This window comes from Haloferax prahovense (genome assembly GCF_000723845.1).
In the GTDB taxonomy this organism is placed as follows: Archaea; Halobacteriota; Halobacteria; order Halobacteriales; family Haloferacaceae; genus Haloferax; species Haloferax prahovense.
The window spans coordinates 2954257-2969185 of the sequence record NZ_LK053000.1 but is presented as its reverse complement, the minus strand read 5'-3'; the positions used below and the strand labels follow the sequence as shown (position 1 = coordinate 2969185).

The 14929-nt window shown below is 66.5% G+C and carries 10 protein-coding genes, 1 tRNA gene and 1 pseudogene; 8 read left to right on the top strand and 4 right to left on the bottom strand.

All coding sequences use genetic code 11. The features are described from left to right. Window positions 1-5: 5 nt before the first annotated feature. Together BN984_RS14980 and BN984_RS14975 are read right to left on the bottom strand one after the other, a co-directional pair. Window positions 6-3086, bottom strand: a complete 3081-nt coding sequence (locus tag BN984_RS14980; protein ID WP_008093689.1) for an FAD-binding and (Fe-S)-binding domain-containing protein — start codon at window positions 3084-3086, stop codon at window positions 6-8. Window positions 3087-3265: 179 nt separating this feature from the next. Then, entirely contained in the window at window positions 3266-4978 is a 1713-nt protein-coding gene (locus BN984_RS14975; RefSeq protein WP_049968544.1) for an L-lactate permease, read from the bottom strand. A gap of 373 nt (window positions 4979-5351) precedes the next feature. Here BN984_RS14975 and BN984_RS14970 point away from each other — a divergent pair, with 373 nt between their 5' ends. From BN984_RS14970 to BN984_RS14950, 5 genes are all read left to right on the top strand, one after another. Next, window positions 5352-5993 (top strand): HTH domain-containing protein, encoded by a 642-nt coding sequence (locus BN984_RS14970; RefSeq protein ID WP_008093685.1) that lies wholly within the window; start codon window positions 5352-5354, stop codon window positions 5991-5993. Window positions 5994-6115: 122 nt separating this feature from the next. Then, window positions 6116-7951 (top strand): Nramp family divalent metal transporter, encoded by a 1836-nt coding sequence (locus BN984_RS14965; RefSeq protein WP_008093683.1) that lies wholly within the window; start codon window positions 6116-6118, stop codon window positions 7949-7951. A gap of 78 nt (window positions 7952-8029) precedes the next feature. Continuing rightward, window positions 8030-8533, top strand: coding sequence for a LutC/YkgG family protein (locus BN984_RS14960; RefSeq protein WP_008093681.1), 504 nt, complete (start codon window positions 8030-8032; stop codon window positions 8531-8533). Further along, window positions 8526-10727 carry an LUD domain-containing protein gene (locus BN984_RS14955; protein ID WP_049968543.1) on the top strand — a complete coding sequence of 734 codons (2202 nt, stop codon included), beginning with the start codon at window positions 8526-8528 and terminating at the stop codon, window positions 10725-10727. The genes BN984_RS14960 and BN984_RS14955 overlap by 8 nt, the downstream gene beginning before the upstream one ends. A 184-nt stretch (window positions 10728-10911) precedes the next feature. Continuing rightward, entirely contained in the window at window positions 10912-11205 is a 294-nt protein-coding gene (locus BN984_RS14950; RefSeq protein ID WP_007274456.1) for a PRC-barrel domain-containing protein, read from the top strand. A 4-nt stretch (window positions 11206-11209) separates the two neighbouring features. Here the strand turns inward: BN984_RS14950 and BN984_RS14945 are convergent, their stop codons facing one another. Continuing rightward, window positions 11210-12667, bottom strand: coding sequence for a DHH family phosphoesterase (locus BN984_RS14945; RefSeq protein ID WP_004976579.1), 1458 nt, complete (start codon window positions 12665-12667; stop codon window positions 11210-11212). Between the two features lie 132 nt (window positions 12668-12799). Between BN984_RS14945 and BN984_RS14940 the strand changes: the two genes are divergently transcribed. Together BN984_RS14940 and BN984_RS14935 are read left to right on the top strand one after the other, a co-directional pair. Further along, window positions 12800-12873 (top strand) — tRNA-Lys (locus BN984_RS14940). Window positions 12874-12990: 117 nt separating this feature from the next. Next, entirely contained in the window at window positions 12991-13221 is a 231-nt protein-coding gene (locus BN984_RS14935; protein ID WP_008093673.1) for a hypothetical protein, read from the top strand. Window position 13222: 1 nt separating this feature from the next. Here the strand turns inward: BN984_RS14935 and BN984_RS14930 are convergent, their stop codons facing one another. Continuing rightward, window positions 13223-13474 (bottom strand): hypothetical protein, encoded by a 252-nt coding sequence (locus BN984_RS14930; RefSeq protein ID WP_049913456.1) that lies wholly within the window; start codon window positions 13472-13474, stop codon window positions 13223-13225. A 118-nt stretch (window positions 13475-13592) separates the two neighbouring features. Here BN984_RS14930 and BN984_RS14925 point away from each other — a divergent pair. Beyond that, window positions 13593-14901 (top strand): annotated as a pseudogene (locus tag BN984_RS14925) (MFS transporter). Window positions 14902-14929 lie beyond the last annotated feature (28 nt).

Genomic DNA, 14929 nt, shown 5'->3' with positions numbered 1-14929 from the left:
CCGCGTTACGCGTCGATGGCGCGCGCGAGCACCTCGACCGGGTGCGGCGGATCGTCGTCCGCGCCGTCCATGTCTTCGAGTTGGGTCCGGCAGGACGCGCCGGGGGCGACGACCACGTCGCCGGGACTCTCGGCCACTTGGCCTTCGAGGATGTTCCCGATGGCCTTCGACATGGAGTAGTGTTCGGCCTCGTAGCCGAACGAGCCGGACATCCCGCAGCACGTCGAGTCCAGCGGGTCCACCTCGAAACCGGCGCGGCGGAGGACGCCCACCGCGTGGTGGTCCTTCTTCGTGGACTTCTGGTGACAGTGGCCGTGGTACGTCAGGTACTCATCCTGCGGGAGGAACGACAGCGACTCGTCGAGCCGGAACGCGTCGACGTACTCCATGACGCCGTAGGCGTTGGTCGCGACGGTCTCCACGTCGTCGCCGGAGAGCAAGTCGAGGTAGTCCGACTGGAACATCACCGCATCGGAGGGTTCACAGAGGACGATATCCCATCCCTCTTCGACGTAGGGCGCGAGGACCTCGACGTTCTGCTCGGCGTCGGCGCGGGCCTTGTCGAGAAAGCCCTTCGAGTGCGGCGGCCGACCGGAGCCGGCGACGCCCTCCGGAATCCGAACGTGGACGTTCGCGGCCTCCAGCGCCTTCACGGCGGCCTTGCCGACCTCGGGGTGGTTGTAGTTCGTGTAGGTGTCGGGGAACAACAGCACCTTGCGGTCGGCCTGCGCCTCGGTGATGTCGGCCGACCCGCGGCTCTCGAACCAGTCCACGAAACTCGTCGAGTGGAATCTCGGGAGTGAGCGCTCCTTGGCGATACCGACGGTCTTCTCCATGACCGTCCGCGCGCCCGGCACCTTCGTCGCCGCGTTGGCGAGCGGGGCGAACGCCGACCCGAGCTTCGACAGCGAGTCGATGTTTGCAAAGAGCTTGTCGCGGAGGCTGGAGCCGTTGCGCTGGTGGTACTCGTGGACGACCTCTGCTTTCATCTTCGCCATGTCGACCTCGCTCGGACAGTCCTTCGAACAGCCCTTACAGCCGACACAGAGGTCGAGCACCTCGTCGACGAACTCGTCGGTGAACATCTCGTCTTCGGGGAGCCCGCCGCTCATGGCCTGCCGGAGCATGTTGGCGCGGCCGCGGGTCGCCTGAATCTCCTCTTCGGCGGCGCGGAACGTCGGGCACATGACGCCGCCGACCGTGGACTGCTGGCCGCGACAGCCCGCACAGCCGTGACAGAGTTCGACCATGCCCTCGAACCCGTTGTCGTTGTCCCAGTTCAGCGCCGGTTCGAAGCCGGCCTCGAACTCGTAGTCGGGCGAGAATCGGAGGTTCTCGGTCATGTCGTAGTCGCCGCAGATGTTCCCCGGGTTCAGGAGCCAGTCGGGGTCGAACGCTGTCTTGAGGTCGCGGAAGACGTTCCAGAGGTGGTCGCCGTACAGTTTGCGATTCCACTGGGTCCGCGCGCGGCCGTCCCCGTGTTCGCCCGAGACGGAGCCGCCGTACTTGACGACCAAGTCCGTCACCTCGTCGGCGATGGCCTCGAACGTCTCGACGCCCTCGACCGTCTTCGTGTTGACGAGCGGGCGGATGTGCAGGACGCCCGGCCCCGCGTGGGCGTAGTACGAGGCGAAGGTGTCGTGTTCGTCGAGGATGGCCTGGAAGTCCGAAACGTACGCCGGGAGGTTCTCCGCCGGGATGGCGGTGTCCTCGATGTACGCGATGTGCTTTTCGTCGGTCGTCCGACCGAGGAGAATCGGGAGCCCCGACTTGCGCATCTTCCAGAACTTCGCGCGGGTGTCGGCGTCGTGGGCCTCCATGAAGTCGGTTGCGCGGCGCTCCGTTTCGGTCACCGAGGCCGAGCCCTCGTCGGGGTCGAACTCGGTGCCGGCGGGGTCGATGACGCGGTCTTCGATGAGGTTCGCCACCTTCTGTTTGCCGTCCTCGTCGGAGTCGGCGTAGAACTCCACGAGGAGCGTCGAGTCCGTGCCCTCGGGGAGCATGCCGACCACGTCCGCGAACTCGGCGGTGTCGCGAGCGAGGTCGAGCAGCACGTCGTCCATGACCTCGACGGCCGCCGGCTCGTGTTCGAGAATGGGCGCGACGTCGTGCATCGCGTCGATGACGTCGTCGTAGGTGAGAAGCGCCACCGACGCGGTGTTCGGAATCTCCTCCAGCGAGACGGTCGCCTTCGTCACGATTCCGAGGGTACCCTCGCTCCCGGCGATGAGCCGACCGAGATTGACGCGGCCGGCCTCCCAGTCCTCGTCGATGCCGGTATCGTCCGGCGTGCGGCGCTCGCCGCGCATCTCGTCGACGAGCATGTCGAGGTTGTAGCCCGAGACGTTGCGCTTCAGGTCGGGGAAGCGCTCGGAAATCTCGTCGGCCTCCTCGTCGAGTATCCGCGCGACCTCCGCGTGGACGCGCGCTTCGAGGTCGCCGTCGGGGTCGCCGGACTCGCGGAGTTCGTCGACGCTCACCTCGCCGAACGTCGTCACCGTGCCGTCCGCGAGAACGATTTCCAGCTCTTCGATGTAGTAGTCGGTCTTGCCGTACTTCAGCGAGTGCGAGCCGGTGGAGTTGTTGCCGATTGCGCCGCCGAGCGCGGAGCGGTCGCCCCACGCCGGGTCGGGCGCGAACTTCAGACCGTGGGGGGCGAGTTCCTCGTTGAGTTCGCCGAGGCGGACGCCCGCTTCGGCCGTGGCCGTCCGCGCCTCTGGGTCGATTTCCTCGACGCCGCCCATGTGGCGGACGAGGTCGAGGACGACCGCCTCGTTGACGGTCTGGCCGGCGAGGCTCGTGCCGCCGCCCCGGGGGAGGACGGGAATTTCGCGGTCGGCGCAGTACTCCATCACCGCCGCCACGTCGGCGGTCGAGGTCGGCATGACGACGCCGATGGGGACTTGCTCGTACGCCGATGCGTCGGTCGCGTACAGTGTTCTCGTGTAGGTGTCGAAGCGCACGTCGCCCTCGACGAGGGACTCGAGGTCTTCGACCAGCCCCGGCCGCTCGACGTCGTCGCTGACGTAGTCGTAATCGCCAGCGAGCGCGGGGTCGGTGGCCGGTTCGTGCGTGTTGGATGCCATTGATTAGCTCTGTCGTATGTCGGTTTGCGTGAACGGATAAAGACACCCGGTGACGGGTGTCGGTCCGGGTCGCGCGCGGTTGGTTTGCGCGTCGATTCGCGACCCGAACCGAGTCGGTTCGGTCCGGTTCGAGTCGGGCCGGGACAATTCAGGTCGGTCCTGTCGGGACCCCCGTCCGGTCAGAACACGCCCGGGAACAGCACGTAGCTGAACAGGAGCGTGAGGACGCCGGTCGCGGTCCCGTAGTACAGAAGCGGGATGAGTTCGAGGCGGATGACGCGACCCTCCTCGCCGACGAGGCCGACGACCGCGAGCGCGGCGACGACGTTGTGGACGGCGATGAGGTTGCCGATGGCCCCGCCGACCGCCTGCGCGCCCAGCATGACGGTCTTCGGCGTGCCGATTTGGTCGGCGACGCCGTACTGGAAGGTGCCGAACAGGATGTCGGAGACGGTGTTCGACCCCGCGAGGAACGCGCCGAACGCGCCCACGAAGGCGGCGAAGAACGGGTAGGCACCGCCCGCGATGCCGGCCATCCCCTCCGAGAGGACGATGAGCATGCTGTCGGTGCCCGTCGCGTTACCCGACTGGAGCATTATCTGGACGGTCGCCACGGCGAACAGCAGCGCGATGACCGCCGGCGTGACTTTCTCGATGGTCTCGGCCCACGTCGCTTTGACCGCCGCCGTGTCCATGTCGTGGAGGCCGATAGTGACGAGATGGACCGCGAGGAACACCGCACCGGGCAGGTAGAGCAACTGGAAGTCGCCGGTCAGGTCCGTGCCCCAGATGTTGGCGTACTCGAACACGAGATTCGACGTGAGGAAGCTCGTCAGCGGGTCGAACACGCGGGTGACGACGAGCAGGGCCGCGACGAGGACGTACGGCGTCCACGCCTTCCAGAGCGACATCTGCTGGACGACGCCGCCGTCGGCGGCGACCGCGCCGCCGCGCTCGCTCGTCTCGCCGGGCTGGATGTCGCCGACCCAGTGGTCGGGCCACTCGGTCTGCGGCGCGAAGTCCCACTCCTCGTCGGGGTGGAAGAAGCCGGCCTTGAGCGCGGAGACGGTGAGCAGCAGTCCGACCATCGCGCCGACGAGGCCGGGGAACACCGGTCCGAGGAAGTAGGCGGTCAGGAAGTACGGCACCGAAAAGGACGCCCACGCGAACAGCGTGAGGGGGAGGACTTCGAGCGCCGGCTTGATGGAGCGCTCCTCGCCGAAGAAGCGCGTCATCATGGCGACGCCGATAAAGGGGAGCACGACGCCGACGACGACGTGGTTCATCGCCGCGAAGACGGCGATTTCGGACACCCACTGTTCGACGCCCATGCCCTGCGCGTCGAGCGCGTTCGTGATGACCGGCACGTCGTCGAAGATGTCTATCATCCCGATGATGAGCGGCGTGCCGACCGCGCCGAAGGTGATGGCCATGAGGTTCCCCGTGAGCGCGACCACGACGGCCGCGAGCGGCGGGAAGCCGAGGCCCACGAGGAGCGGGCCGACGATTGCCGCGGGCGTGCCGAAGCCGGCGGCCGCCTCGATGAACGAGCCCATGAGGAACACGAGCAGGACGACCTGCACGCGGCGGTCCTCGCTGATGGAGGCGAAGCCGTTGTTGATGGCGTCGAAGGCGCCCGTCTGCTTGAGCGTGTACAGGAGCAAGATGGCCCCGAAGACGATGTACAGGATGTTCGAGGCGGTGATGAAGCCGTTGATGGTCGACGCGATAACCCACTGCGGCGTCATGCCCCAGCCGAGGACGCCGGCCCCGATTGCGACGAGCCACGCGACGGGCATCGCCCGCGTCGCGGGCCAGTACCGCCCGACCATCAGATAGGCGATGGTGATGAGCGGGAGCAGAGCGATGAGCGCGTCGGTCGCGTTAACCATGCCGCACACCCCCACAGTTCGTTCCAGCCTGTGCCGTTCCAGATTCGTGCCTGATGCGGTGCATCGTGGAATCCGCTACACAACTTTTGTGATAAATATCTATCGTTCGTCGCTATTTATGACATATCTGGTTTCGGTCGTCTTCCCCGGAGTACACAACCCAGTACACTCGTGGATACTGCGCCAAATACGCGGTTAAACGCCGATTTACGGTCTTACATGGTCTATTCTGTCTGTTCGGGTTCGGAGCCGAAATCGAACCCTCGACTCTCGAAACGACCACTTCACACGTGTTTCTCGGCCATAACACACGAATGAATCGGAAGTACACTCGTGTGCAAAGGCTTATGCAGTCGTGTGAAAAGGACATCTCATGGACGATGAGTCTCGCGCGCGCTCCCGAAACGAGCACGGACAGTACGTGGGACGCATCTCGCTGGACGCCGTCTTGGAGGTGTTCGAGGCGCGCGACGACGCGGCCCGTCCGCTGACCGCCACCGACGTGATGGAGGCGCTCGACTGCTCGCGGCGCACCGCGCACAACAAACTGAACGAACTCGAAGAACGCGGCGACCTCGCCACTCGAAAGGTCGGCGCTCGGAGTCGCGTGTTCTGGATTCCGATGGCCGCCGACGCGGACTCGACTGTGGGACGGGCCGCGGGTTCGACCGACCCGGGCTCTTCCCCTGAAACCGCGGTTGCGGGCGAGGCCGACGACCCCGACGGCCTCGACCACCCGCCCGCCGTCTCGTCCGCCATCGAGCGCGCCGACCTGCCGGGGAGCGGCCCGATGCTGGACGCCCGCCGCGAGGCGCTGTCGGCGGCGTACCAGTACCTCACGGACCACCCGGAGGCGAAGAAGGCCGACTTCCTGCGGGACGTGTACCGAGACTACCCCGCCGGCTTCGAGTCCGCCGAGGGTTGGTGGAACGCGATTCAGCCGGCGCTCAAGCAACTGCCCGGCGTCGACCCGCCGGAAGAGCGCGGCCACATCTGGCACTTCCTCGGCGGGTAGTCCGGTTTTCGAACGCGACAGCCACCCTACGAATTTATACACCATCGGGCCACAATCCCGGCAAACGCATCGATGTCAAGGGATTCGCCGTCCGATAGTGCCGTTCCGGGGTGTCTCGTCTCGTGAGCGACGGTCGCCCCGGTTCAGACGCGGACGCGTCCGCGCGGTCGGACGCCCCCGCCGATTCGGACGATTCAAACGGGGAACCCCCGGAGTCCGCCTCCTCGACGGAACCGAGCGTCGCCGGCGGCGACGACGTCTACGCCTCCGAGGTCGAGGGAAAGCAGTACCGCGGCACCTGGTATCTCCCGCTTCGCTACGAGGAGTTGGAGGAGTCAGACGACTCGGAGGACTACCCCGAATCGGGTGAGGGCGGGTCGTTCCGCCTCGCCGACCTCCCGCGGGTCCCTCGCGTCGGACACGTCGTCGGCCCCTCGGCCATCATGCTCGGGGCGTCGCTCGGCAGCGGCGAGACGCTCTTTTGGCCCGTGTTGACTGCGCAGTACGGTTGGGGGGTCTTCTGGGCGTTCGTCGTCGGCGTCTTCACGCAGTTCCTCATCAACACGGAGCTTCAGCGCTGGACGCTCGCCACCGGCGAAAGCATCTTCCGCGCGTTCGCACGCGTGGGGTCGTACTGGCCGTGGGCGTTCCTCGTCGGCGGCCTCATCAGCCTCGGCTGGCCCGGCTGGGCCGCCGGCGCGGCGCAGGTCGCCACGACGGCGCTCGGACTGGACGGGTCGGTCGCACTCTTCGGCGCGTCGCTCGCGACGTGGAAGCTCGTCGCCGCCGTCCTGATGGGCGTCATCTGGCTGTCGTATCAGGTGTCGTCGGTCATGTACAACGCCGTCGAGGTGTTCCAGATCGGCCTCCTGTTCGTCGCCATCGGCGCGGCTCTGCTGCTCGTCGCCGTCACCGGCTCGTGGGTCGAGTTCGCCGACCTCCCCGCGGCCGCGGGCTCGGTCGGGACGCTCCCCGAGGGGCTCGACATCGCGGTCTTCCTCGGCGGCCTCGCCTTCGCCGGCGCGGGCGGCTACCTGAACCTCTCGCAGAGCCTCTGGATGCGGGAGAAGGGCTACGGTATGGGCAACTATCAGGGGCGCGTGAAGAACCCGCTCCGCGGCGACGACCCCGAACCCATCGAGCGCGACGGGTTCGCGTTCCGTCCGACTCTGACGAATCTCCGTCGGTGGCGCGGCTGGTGGCGCGTCGTCCAACTCGAACACCTGCTCACGTTCGTCCTCGGCTTGCTCCTCGTCGCCCCCGCGCTGATGAGCGTCGCCATCCGCTACGCGTCGGGGTCGACCGCCAACGCCATCCAGATGTGGCTCGGAGACGTCGTCCCGCTGCTCGGCCCGGTCGGCTCCGTTCTCGTCTTCGCCGTCCTCTTCGTCGCGCTGTTCACCACCGAGTACGCCATCGTCGAGTCGTTCGTCCGCAACAGCGCCGACGCCCTCTACGAGTCCTACGGCCGGGAGGCCGGCTGGGACCTCCCGAAGCTGTTCTGGCGGCTCCTCACCGCCTTCTGCGTCTGGGGCGTCGTCATCATCCTGCTTTTCTCCTCGCCGTTCGAGGGTCAAGAGCCGTTTTTCTTCCTCGTCGTCGGGGCCGCGATGTCCGGCGTGATGATGTGGCCCTACACCGCGCTCGTCCTCGTGATGAACACGACTCGGCTCCCCGAACACGTCCAACCCGGCTGGGCGCGCGTCGTCGGTATGTGGTGGGCGACGGGCTTCTACGGCTACTTCAGTGTCCTCCTCATCGGGACGTGGCTGACCACCGTCGGTCTCGAGACGTTCCGGACGGTTCCGACGGTCCTCGGGAGCGGCACCGGCGGCTACCTCCTCTGGGCTGGCTACTTCGTCGTGCAAACGTACGCGGTGACGAAGTCCACCGCCGGTAAGCGCGAGGCGGCCGGAACGGTCGCCGACGCGGACGAGGCGGCCGGCCGGTTCCCCTAACTCTCATCCTTCATAATTAACCGACAGCGAGGTGTCTGAACCCGAAGAACGATTATGTAGAACGCGCTAGCTCAACGTATGTCAACCGGCACGGTTGCGACGTTCGAGGACTCGCTCGAACGACTCGAAGTAGGCTGGACACACGCGTCTTCCGATAGGCTGGCGGACGTGCTCGAAGGACTCTGTTCGGACCCGACTATCGGCGTGGAACTTCCGTACGACGGCGTCGAGCTCCCCGGCTGGGTGAACACCGACCCGACCCCCGCGGACCTCCGCGAGGCGAACGCCGGTATCACGGCCGCGGGACTGGGCATCGCGGACTACGGGAGCGTCGTCGTGCAGGGCACGCCCGACGGCATCGAGCCGGTGAGTCTGTTCGGCGACCTCCACGTCGCCGTCCTCCGACGGTCGGATATCGTCCCCGGCATGCCCGAGGCGTTCGACTGGCTGGGCGAGGAGTTCCGCACGGGACACTCCTCGGCCATTATCGCCACCGGCCCCAGCGCCACCGCCGACATGGGCGCGCTGGTGAAAGGAGCGCACGGTCCGAAGGAAGTCCACGTGGTGATTCTCGATGAGTAAGGCGCGCGAGGCCAAGGCGGCGAAGATTCGACAGTTGATGGAGACCGAGGGCGACGCCGTCGGCACGAGCACCCGCGGGTTCAACGAGGGTCGCTACCAGTCGGTCCAGACGCTCGACGACTACGAGGGGCTGAAGTCCGAAGCGCGGGCCATCAAGGAAGACGCCATCGAGCGCCTCCCCGAACTCATCGACCAACTGCGCGAGACCGTCGAGTCCAACGGCGGCACGCTCTACATCGCCGACGACGCGGCCGACGCGAACCAGTACATCCGCGAGGTCTGCGAGGACAAGGAGGCCGAACGCGTCGTCAAGTCGAAGTCGATGACCTCCGAGGAGATAGAGGTCAACGAGGACCTCGAAGCCGCCGACATCGACGTGGTCGAGACCGACCTCGGCGAGTGGGTTTTGCAGGTCGCAGACGAGTCCCCGTCGCACATCGTCGCGCCCGCCATCCACAAGTCGCGGGAGGCCATCGCCGACCTGTTCAACGAGACGTTCGACCCCGACGAACCCCTCGAGACCGCGGAGGAACTCACGATGTTCGCCCGCGAACAACTCGGCGAACTCATCGAGGGCGCGGACGTGGGGATGACCGGCGCGAACTTCATCACCGCCGACACCGGGACGATGGCGCTCGTCACCTCCGAGGGTAACGCCCGGAAGACGGCCGTCGTGCCCGATACACACGTCGCGGTCGCCGGCGTCGAGAAAGTTATCCCGACCGTCGAGGACCTCCGTCCCTTCGTCGAACTCATCGGCAAGTCGGGAACGGGACAGGACATCACCTCCTACATCTCGCTTCTGACCCCGCCGGTCGAGTCGCCGACCGTCGACTTCGACGCCCCCGACACGCCGCTTTCGGAGACCGAGACGGACCGCGATTTCCACCTCGTTCTCATCGACAACGGGCGGTTCGACATGCGCGAGGACGACCAACTGCGCGAGACGCTCTACTGCATCCGGTGTTCGGCGTGTTCCAACGTCTGCGCCAACTTCCAGCACGTCGGCGGCCACGCCTTCGGCGGCGAGACCTACTCCGGCGGCATCGGCACCGGCTGGGAGGCCGGCGTCGAGGGCCTCGACAGCGCCGCGGAGTTCAACGACCTCTGTACCGGCTGTAGCCGGTGTACCACCGCCTGCCCGGTCGAAATCGATATCCCGTGGATAAACACGGTCGTCCGCGACCGGGTCAACCGCGGCGAGGTCTCCGAACTCGACTGGCTCGTCGAGGGGCTCACCCCCGACGAGGAACCCGGCGGCGTCAGCCTCCAGAAACGCTTCTTCGGCAACTTCGAGACGGCCGCGAAGGTCGGGAGCTTCTTCGCGCCCGCCTCTAACTGGGCCGCCGGACTCGGCGTCTCCCGCGACATCATGGAGCGGTTCCTCGGCATCGACGCCCGCCGCGAACTCCCCGCCTTCCAGCGCGAGACGCTGAAAGACTGGTTCGAGAACCGGACCTCGCGGGTCGACGACCCGGTCCGGACCGCCGTGCTCTATCCCGACGTGTACACGAACCACGTGCAGGTCGAACGCGGGAAGGCCGCGGTCCGCACGCTCGAAGCCCTCGGTGTCGACGTAATCGTCCCCGACGTTCGCTCGTCGGGCCGCGCCCCGCTCTCGCAGGGCATGATTTCGACCGCGGAAGACCACGCCCACGACGTGTACGCCGGCCTCGCGGAGCACATCGACGACGGCCGCGACATCGTCGTCATCGAGCCGTCTGACCTCGCGATGTTCCGAACCGAGTACGAGAAGTTCCTGCCCGAGAAGTCCTTCGAGCGCATCTCGGAGGTCAGCTACGAGGTCATGGAGTACGTCTTCGGCCTACTGGAACACGGCGCGGACGCCGACGCGCTCTCGACGAGCGAGGGAGAGGGCGTCGCCTACCACAGCCACTGCCAACAGCGCACCCTCGGCCTCGAAGGCCACACCGAAGCGGTCCTGTCGGACCTCGGCTACGACGTCGCCACCTCCGACGTGGAGTGTTGCGGCATGGCTGGCTCGTTCGGTTACAAGTCCGAGTACTACGAACTCAGCGTCGACGTCGGCTCCGAGCTACAGGGGCAGTTCCAGACCGACGAGAACAGAGACCGCACGGTCGTCGCCAGCGGCACCTCCTGTCTGGAACAGCTCGATTCGCTCCTCAGCCGGCCGACGCAACACCCGATTCAGCTGGTCGCGCCGCGGCGGTAACGCGCCCCCGTTTCGGTCCCCGCCTCGGCCGTCGCCCGCGACGCGAGGAACGCCATCTTCTCAACCGAACAACACGTCTTTGTCCGGCGATTTCTCGCCGGCGTCGGACGCCCGTCTGCCGCGTGTCTGCGCCCCGAGCCGTGGGCTACGAACAATTAAGACCCGGCATCCCATGTTGGCGGATATGGACGGGACGCCCGAAGAGATTACGACGCTCGTAGGCCGGGAGGTCTACTCGAACAACGGTGTGTTCGTCGGCGAAGTCGAAGACGTCCGCCTCGACTTGGACCACGAGACGGTCACCGGTCTCGCGTTGACGGCGCTGAACGACGAACTGTTCCGCAATCAAATCGAACCCGGAAAGGGCGTTCTCATCCCGTATCGGTGGGTCCGCGCCGTCGGTGACGTCATCCTCATCAACGACGTCATCGAGCGCCTGAAGAATCCCGAAGAAGACGAAGAGTCGCTCGTCGTCTGACGTTCTAGCTTCCGTTTCCGCTCTCGCCGCCCTCCACGCCCATCGCACGGAAGAGCTTGCGCTTTACCGCTTCCTCGGTGAGTTGGAGGAGCGTGTCGCGGTTGTCGTCGTTGGATTCGATGCCCGTGAAGATGCCGAGTGGAATCTCGACGGACCCCTGCGTGGAGTGGCCGCCGGCCTCGCCGATGCCGGTGAAGGCGTCGCTCAGAATCTTCCCGATGTTCATGCGGATGTCCTTCGACCGCGCCGCGAGATAGATGGTGTCGTCGGCGATGCCGAAGACGGCGGTCGTGGTGATGCCCTCCAGGTTGAGGAGGTGCTGGGCCGCCTGCGTCAGCGCGTCGCGGTCGCGGATGAACCCCGCGTTCGAGACGAGGTGCGAGCCCTGCACGTCGCGGTTCTGGATGGCCTCGGCGAGCACGTCCAGCGTCTCGGGCGACATCGACGGCGACTCGACCTTCTCCAGCGTGTCGTGGTCGGCGAAGGGGTAGAGGTACGCCGCGGCGGTCAGGTCCGCGGGCGTCGTATCGCGCTTGAAGTCGAGCGTCTCGGCGCGGATGCCGTAGAGGAGCGCCGTGGCGACCGCCTGCGACGGGCTGAGGTCGAACTCCTGGATGTACTTCGTGAGAATCGTCGAGGTCGAAGAGACGTTCGGCCGCACGTCGGTAAAGCGGGCGTCGATGCCGTCGTCGGGCTCGAAGTGGTCGATGAACACCGTGATGTCGGCGTCACCGAGGTCGGGCATCCCCGACTTCATGTGGTCGACGAGCGCGACCGCGCCGTACTCTTCGAGCGGCTTCGAGTCGGCCCGCGGGGTGAGTTCGATGCCGAGGATGTTCACGAACGCCCGGTTCTCCTGGTGTCCCATGTCGCCCGAATAGAGGATGTCGGCTTCGACGTCGTACTCGCGGGCGATGGCCTGTAAGGCGACCGCCGACGCGAGCGAGTCGGGGTCGGGGTTGTCGTGGGTGAGGATGGCCATCCCGTGGTCGGTGTCGCGCAGGAGGTCGGCCAGTTGGCGGGCTTTGTATTCGAGTTCGCCGGACTCGACGCTCCGAAGTGCCGAGTCGGCGATGACCTCGGAGGGATTGATGACCACGTCGGCACCGAGTTTCGTCAGTTCGTCCTCGGAGACGGGGTCCGACGCGCGGACGACGATGAACTGGTCTTCGCCGCGGTCGCGGATGGTCGAGACGGCGGCCTTGTTGGCCTCGACGTCCGACGAGAGGATGAGAATCACGTCGCGACCGGTGACGGCGCCGGCCAGTTCCGGGTCGGTGATGTCCGTCGTCTGCGCGTTCAAGTCCTGGTCGCGCAAGGCTTCGACGCGGCTTTCGTCCTTGTCGAGGATGAGGACGTCTTTTCCCTCGTCTGTCAGTTCCTCGGCGACCGCGTGCCCGACGCTCCCACAGCCGAGTATCGCGTACGTAGACATCGAGGAAATGCTGACCCCTGCGCTCATCGTTGCCCGCTACTCCGGTCGGCCGCCACTTAACACCCACCGTTTGTTCGTTGTTTCGTGCGTGTGCGTCCCTGCCGTCGTCGTACAGAAAGGAAAGTCATTTTACCTACCGGCAGTTACGAGAGATTGCAAGGGCCGGTAGCTCAGTTAGGCAGAGCGTCTGACTCTTAATCAGACGGTCGCGTGTTCAAATCGCGTCCGGCCCATTCCTTCATCTCAGACCAACTTCGGCAGTCGGGACTCCGGCTCGGTCGTTCGTGTCGGATAACCGACTCGGTCGCCACCCTCGGGTGTTTTATGTCCCGCTCCGAACGCTACCGAGTATGAACCAGAGCGACAGGACCGAAGTGGTCCTCGTCTTCATCACGCTTCTCGTCGCCGTCGTCTTCGGGCTGGCTACAGGCGTCGGGGAGCGCTTCGACCCCGACCGGTTCGTCGCCGCGCTCACCCCGGACTTCGGGGTGTTGTTCGGGGCCGACGTCGTCGCCGGTGCGGTGCTCGTGACGCTCTTCGGCGGCCTCGCGGTCGGCGCAAAACTCCTGTTCGATTCCTGACTCAGCGCCCGAGCACGACCCACGAGTTCCCGCGGCCCGGCGAGGGCGCGAGTCGAAGCGGGAACTCCGACCCCACCGTCGCCGAGGCCAGGCGAGCCCGAAGGTCGGAGGTCGCACACGCCACCACGGTGCGGAGCTCTCCGGTTTCGGCCACGCGGACGGTCATCGCCCCGTGGTCGTTCATCTCTCGCTCGACTCGGATGAGGCGCGTCTCCACACCTCTCGCCACCGTTTCACCATCCACCAGTTCCATGGTAACATGTCTCTTTTCGTGAGGGATAAAGCTCACCACCGTTATCCGGGGGCTTTAGGTCATCTTCGTCGACGGCCGGTTCCGGAACTTCTTTTCACCGGTTAGCCGCACACAGCCCATGGACCGCACCCGTCTCAGGTTTTGGACGCTGTATCTCACTCGGTTCGCCGGCGGTTTCGGCTTCATCACGCTCGTCACCCTGCTCCCGAAGTACATCAACGAACTCGACCCGGGTGCGGTCGCCGTCCCCGAACTCGCGCTCGGCGGGCTCGCGCTCGGCGGGTTCTCCCTCTCTCGCGGCTTCGTCATCGGCATGTTCACCACCGGCTTCACGCTCGCCCAGACTATCGCCGTCGTGCCGCTGTCGTGGGCCGGCGACCGGTACGATAAACGCCTCGTGCTTGCGGGGACGGTCGGCCTCGGTGCGGTCGTCTACGCCGCGTTCCCGCTCGTCGACTCCAGTCTCTCGTTTATTCTCGTGCGGGCCGCACAGGGGGTCGCCGTCACCGGCGCGGGGCTGATGTCGCTCGCGCTCGTCGGCGAACTCGCCCGCGAGGGGACGCGCGCGAACCACATCGGGAAGGCGAACGCCGCCCGCTTTGCGGCCTCCATCCTCGGAAGCATCAGCGCCGGTATCCTCTACGACCTGTTCGGCTTCACGCCCATCTTCATCGTCATCACGATTCTCCTGACCATCGCCGTCGTCGCCATCTGGGTGTTTCTCCCGCCGGACGAGACCCCGCGTCCACGGCTTTCCGTTCACGGACCTCGCGCTCAACGAGCGCATCCTGACGATGGCGACGTTCCGCGTCCAGTACGCCGTCGCGGTCACCCTCGTCCGGACGTGGGTGCCCATCTACGCCGGGGTCTCCGCGGCCTCCGGCGGCCTCGAATACGGCGGCATCGCCGTCGCCGCCACGGTCGTCGCCGAGAAGTTCACCAACATGCTCTGTCAGCCGTACACCGGGCGCATCTCCGATTCGTACGGCCGGGCGCGGTTCGTCTTCGTCGGCGGCGGCCTCTACGGCCTCATCGCGCTCGCCGTCCCCTTCTCGCCCGCGGTCGGCGAGGCGCTCGCGCTCCCTGCCGCCGTCCCCTTCCTCGGTCCGCTTTCGCCCGCGTTCCTCCCGCTCGTCGGCCTCGCCGGCCTCCTCGGCGTCGCAGACAGCCTCCGCGAACCGGCCAGCATGGCGCTGTTCGCCGACGAGGGCTCCGGCGGCGCGGGGGTCGCCAGTAGCTTCGGCATCCGCGAACTCCTCTGGCGGCCCGGCAGCGTCGTCGCGCCCCTCCTCGGCGGCTACCTCATGGCCGAAGTCGGCATGGAGTGGGTGTTCTTCGTCGGCGGCGCGTCGGCCATCACCGGCGTCCTCGCCTTCCTCGCCGCCCTGACGTGGTCCCACGGGACCGACGCGCTCACGACGTGGTAGGGCTCCGCGTTTAATCTCTCGCGTCCCT

Excerpts from the sequence above, each read along its gene's own strand:
- BN984_RS14980 (WP_008093689.1), bottom strand. The coding sequence starts at position 3,086 with ATGGCATCCAACACGCACGAACCGGCCACCGACCCCGCGCTCGCTGGC.
- BN984_RS14975 (WP_049968544.1), bottom strand. The coding sequence starts at position 4,978 with ATGGTTAACGCGACCGACGCGCTCATCGCTCTGCTCCCGCTCATCACC.
- BN984_RS14970 (WP_008093685.1), top strand. The coding sequence starts at position 5,352 with ATGGACGATGAGTCTCGCGCGCGCTCCCGAAACGAGCACGGACAGTAC.
- BN984_RS14960 (WP_008093681.1), top strand. The coding sequence starts at position 8,030 with ATGTCAACCGGCACGGTTGCGACGTTCGAGGACTCGCTCGAACGACTC.
- BN984_RS14955 (WP_049968543.1), top strand. The coding sequence starts at position 8,526 with ATGAGTAAGGCGCGCGAGGCCAAGGCGGCGAAGATTCGACAGTTGATG.
- BN984_RS14950 (WP_007274456.1), top strand. The coding sequence starts at position 10,912 with ATGGACGGGACGCCCGAAGAGATTACGACGCTCGTAGGCCGGGAGGTC.
- BN984_RS14945 (WP_004976579.1), bottom strand. The coding sequence starts at position 12,667 with ATGAGCGCAGGGGTCAGCATTTCCTCGATGTCTACGTACGCGATACTC.
- BN984_RS14935 (WP_008093673.1), top strand. The coding sequence starts at position 12,991 with ATGAACCAGAGCGACAGGACCGAAGTGGTCCTCGTCTTCATCACGCTT.
- BN984_RS14930 (WP_049913456.1), bottom strand. The coding sequence starts at position 13,474 with ATGGAACTGGTGGATGGTGAAACGGTGGCGAGAGGTGTGGAGACGCGC.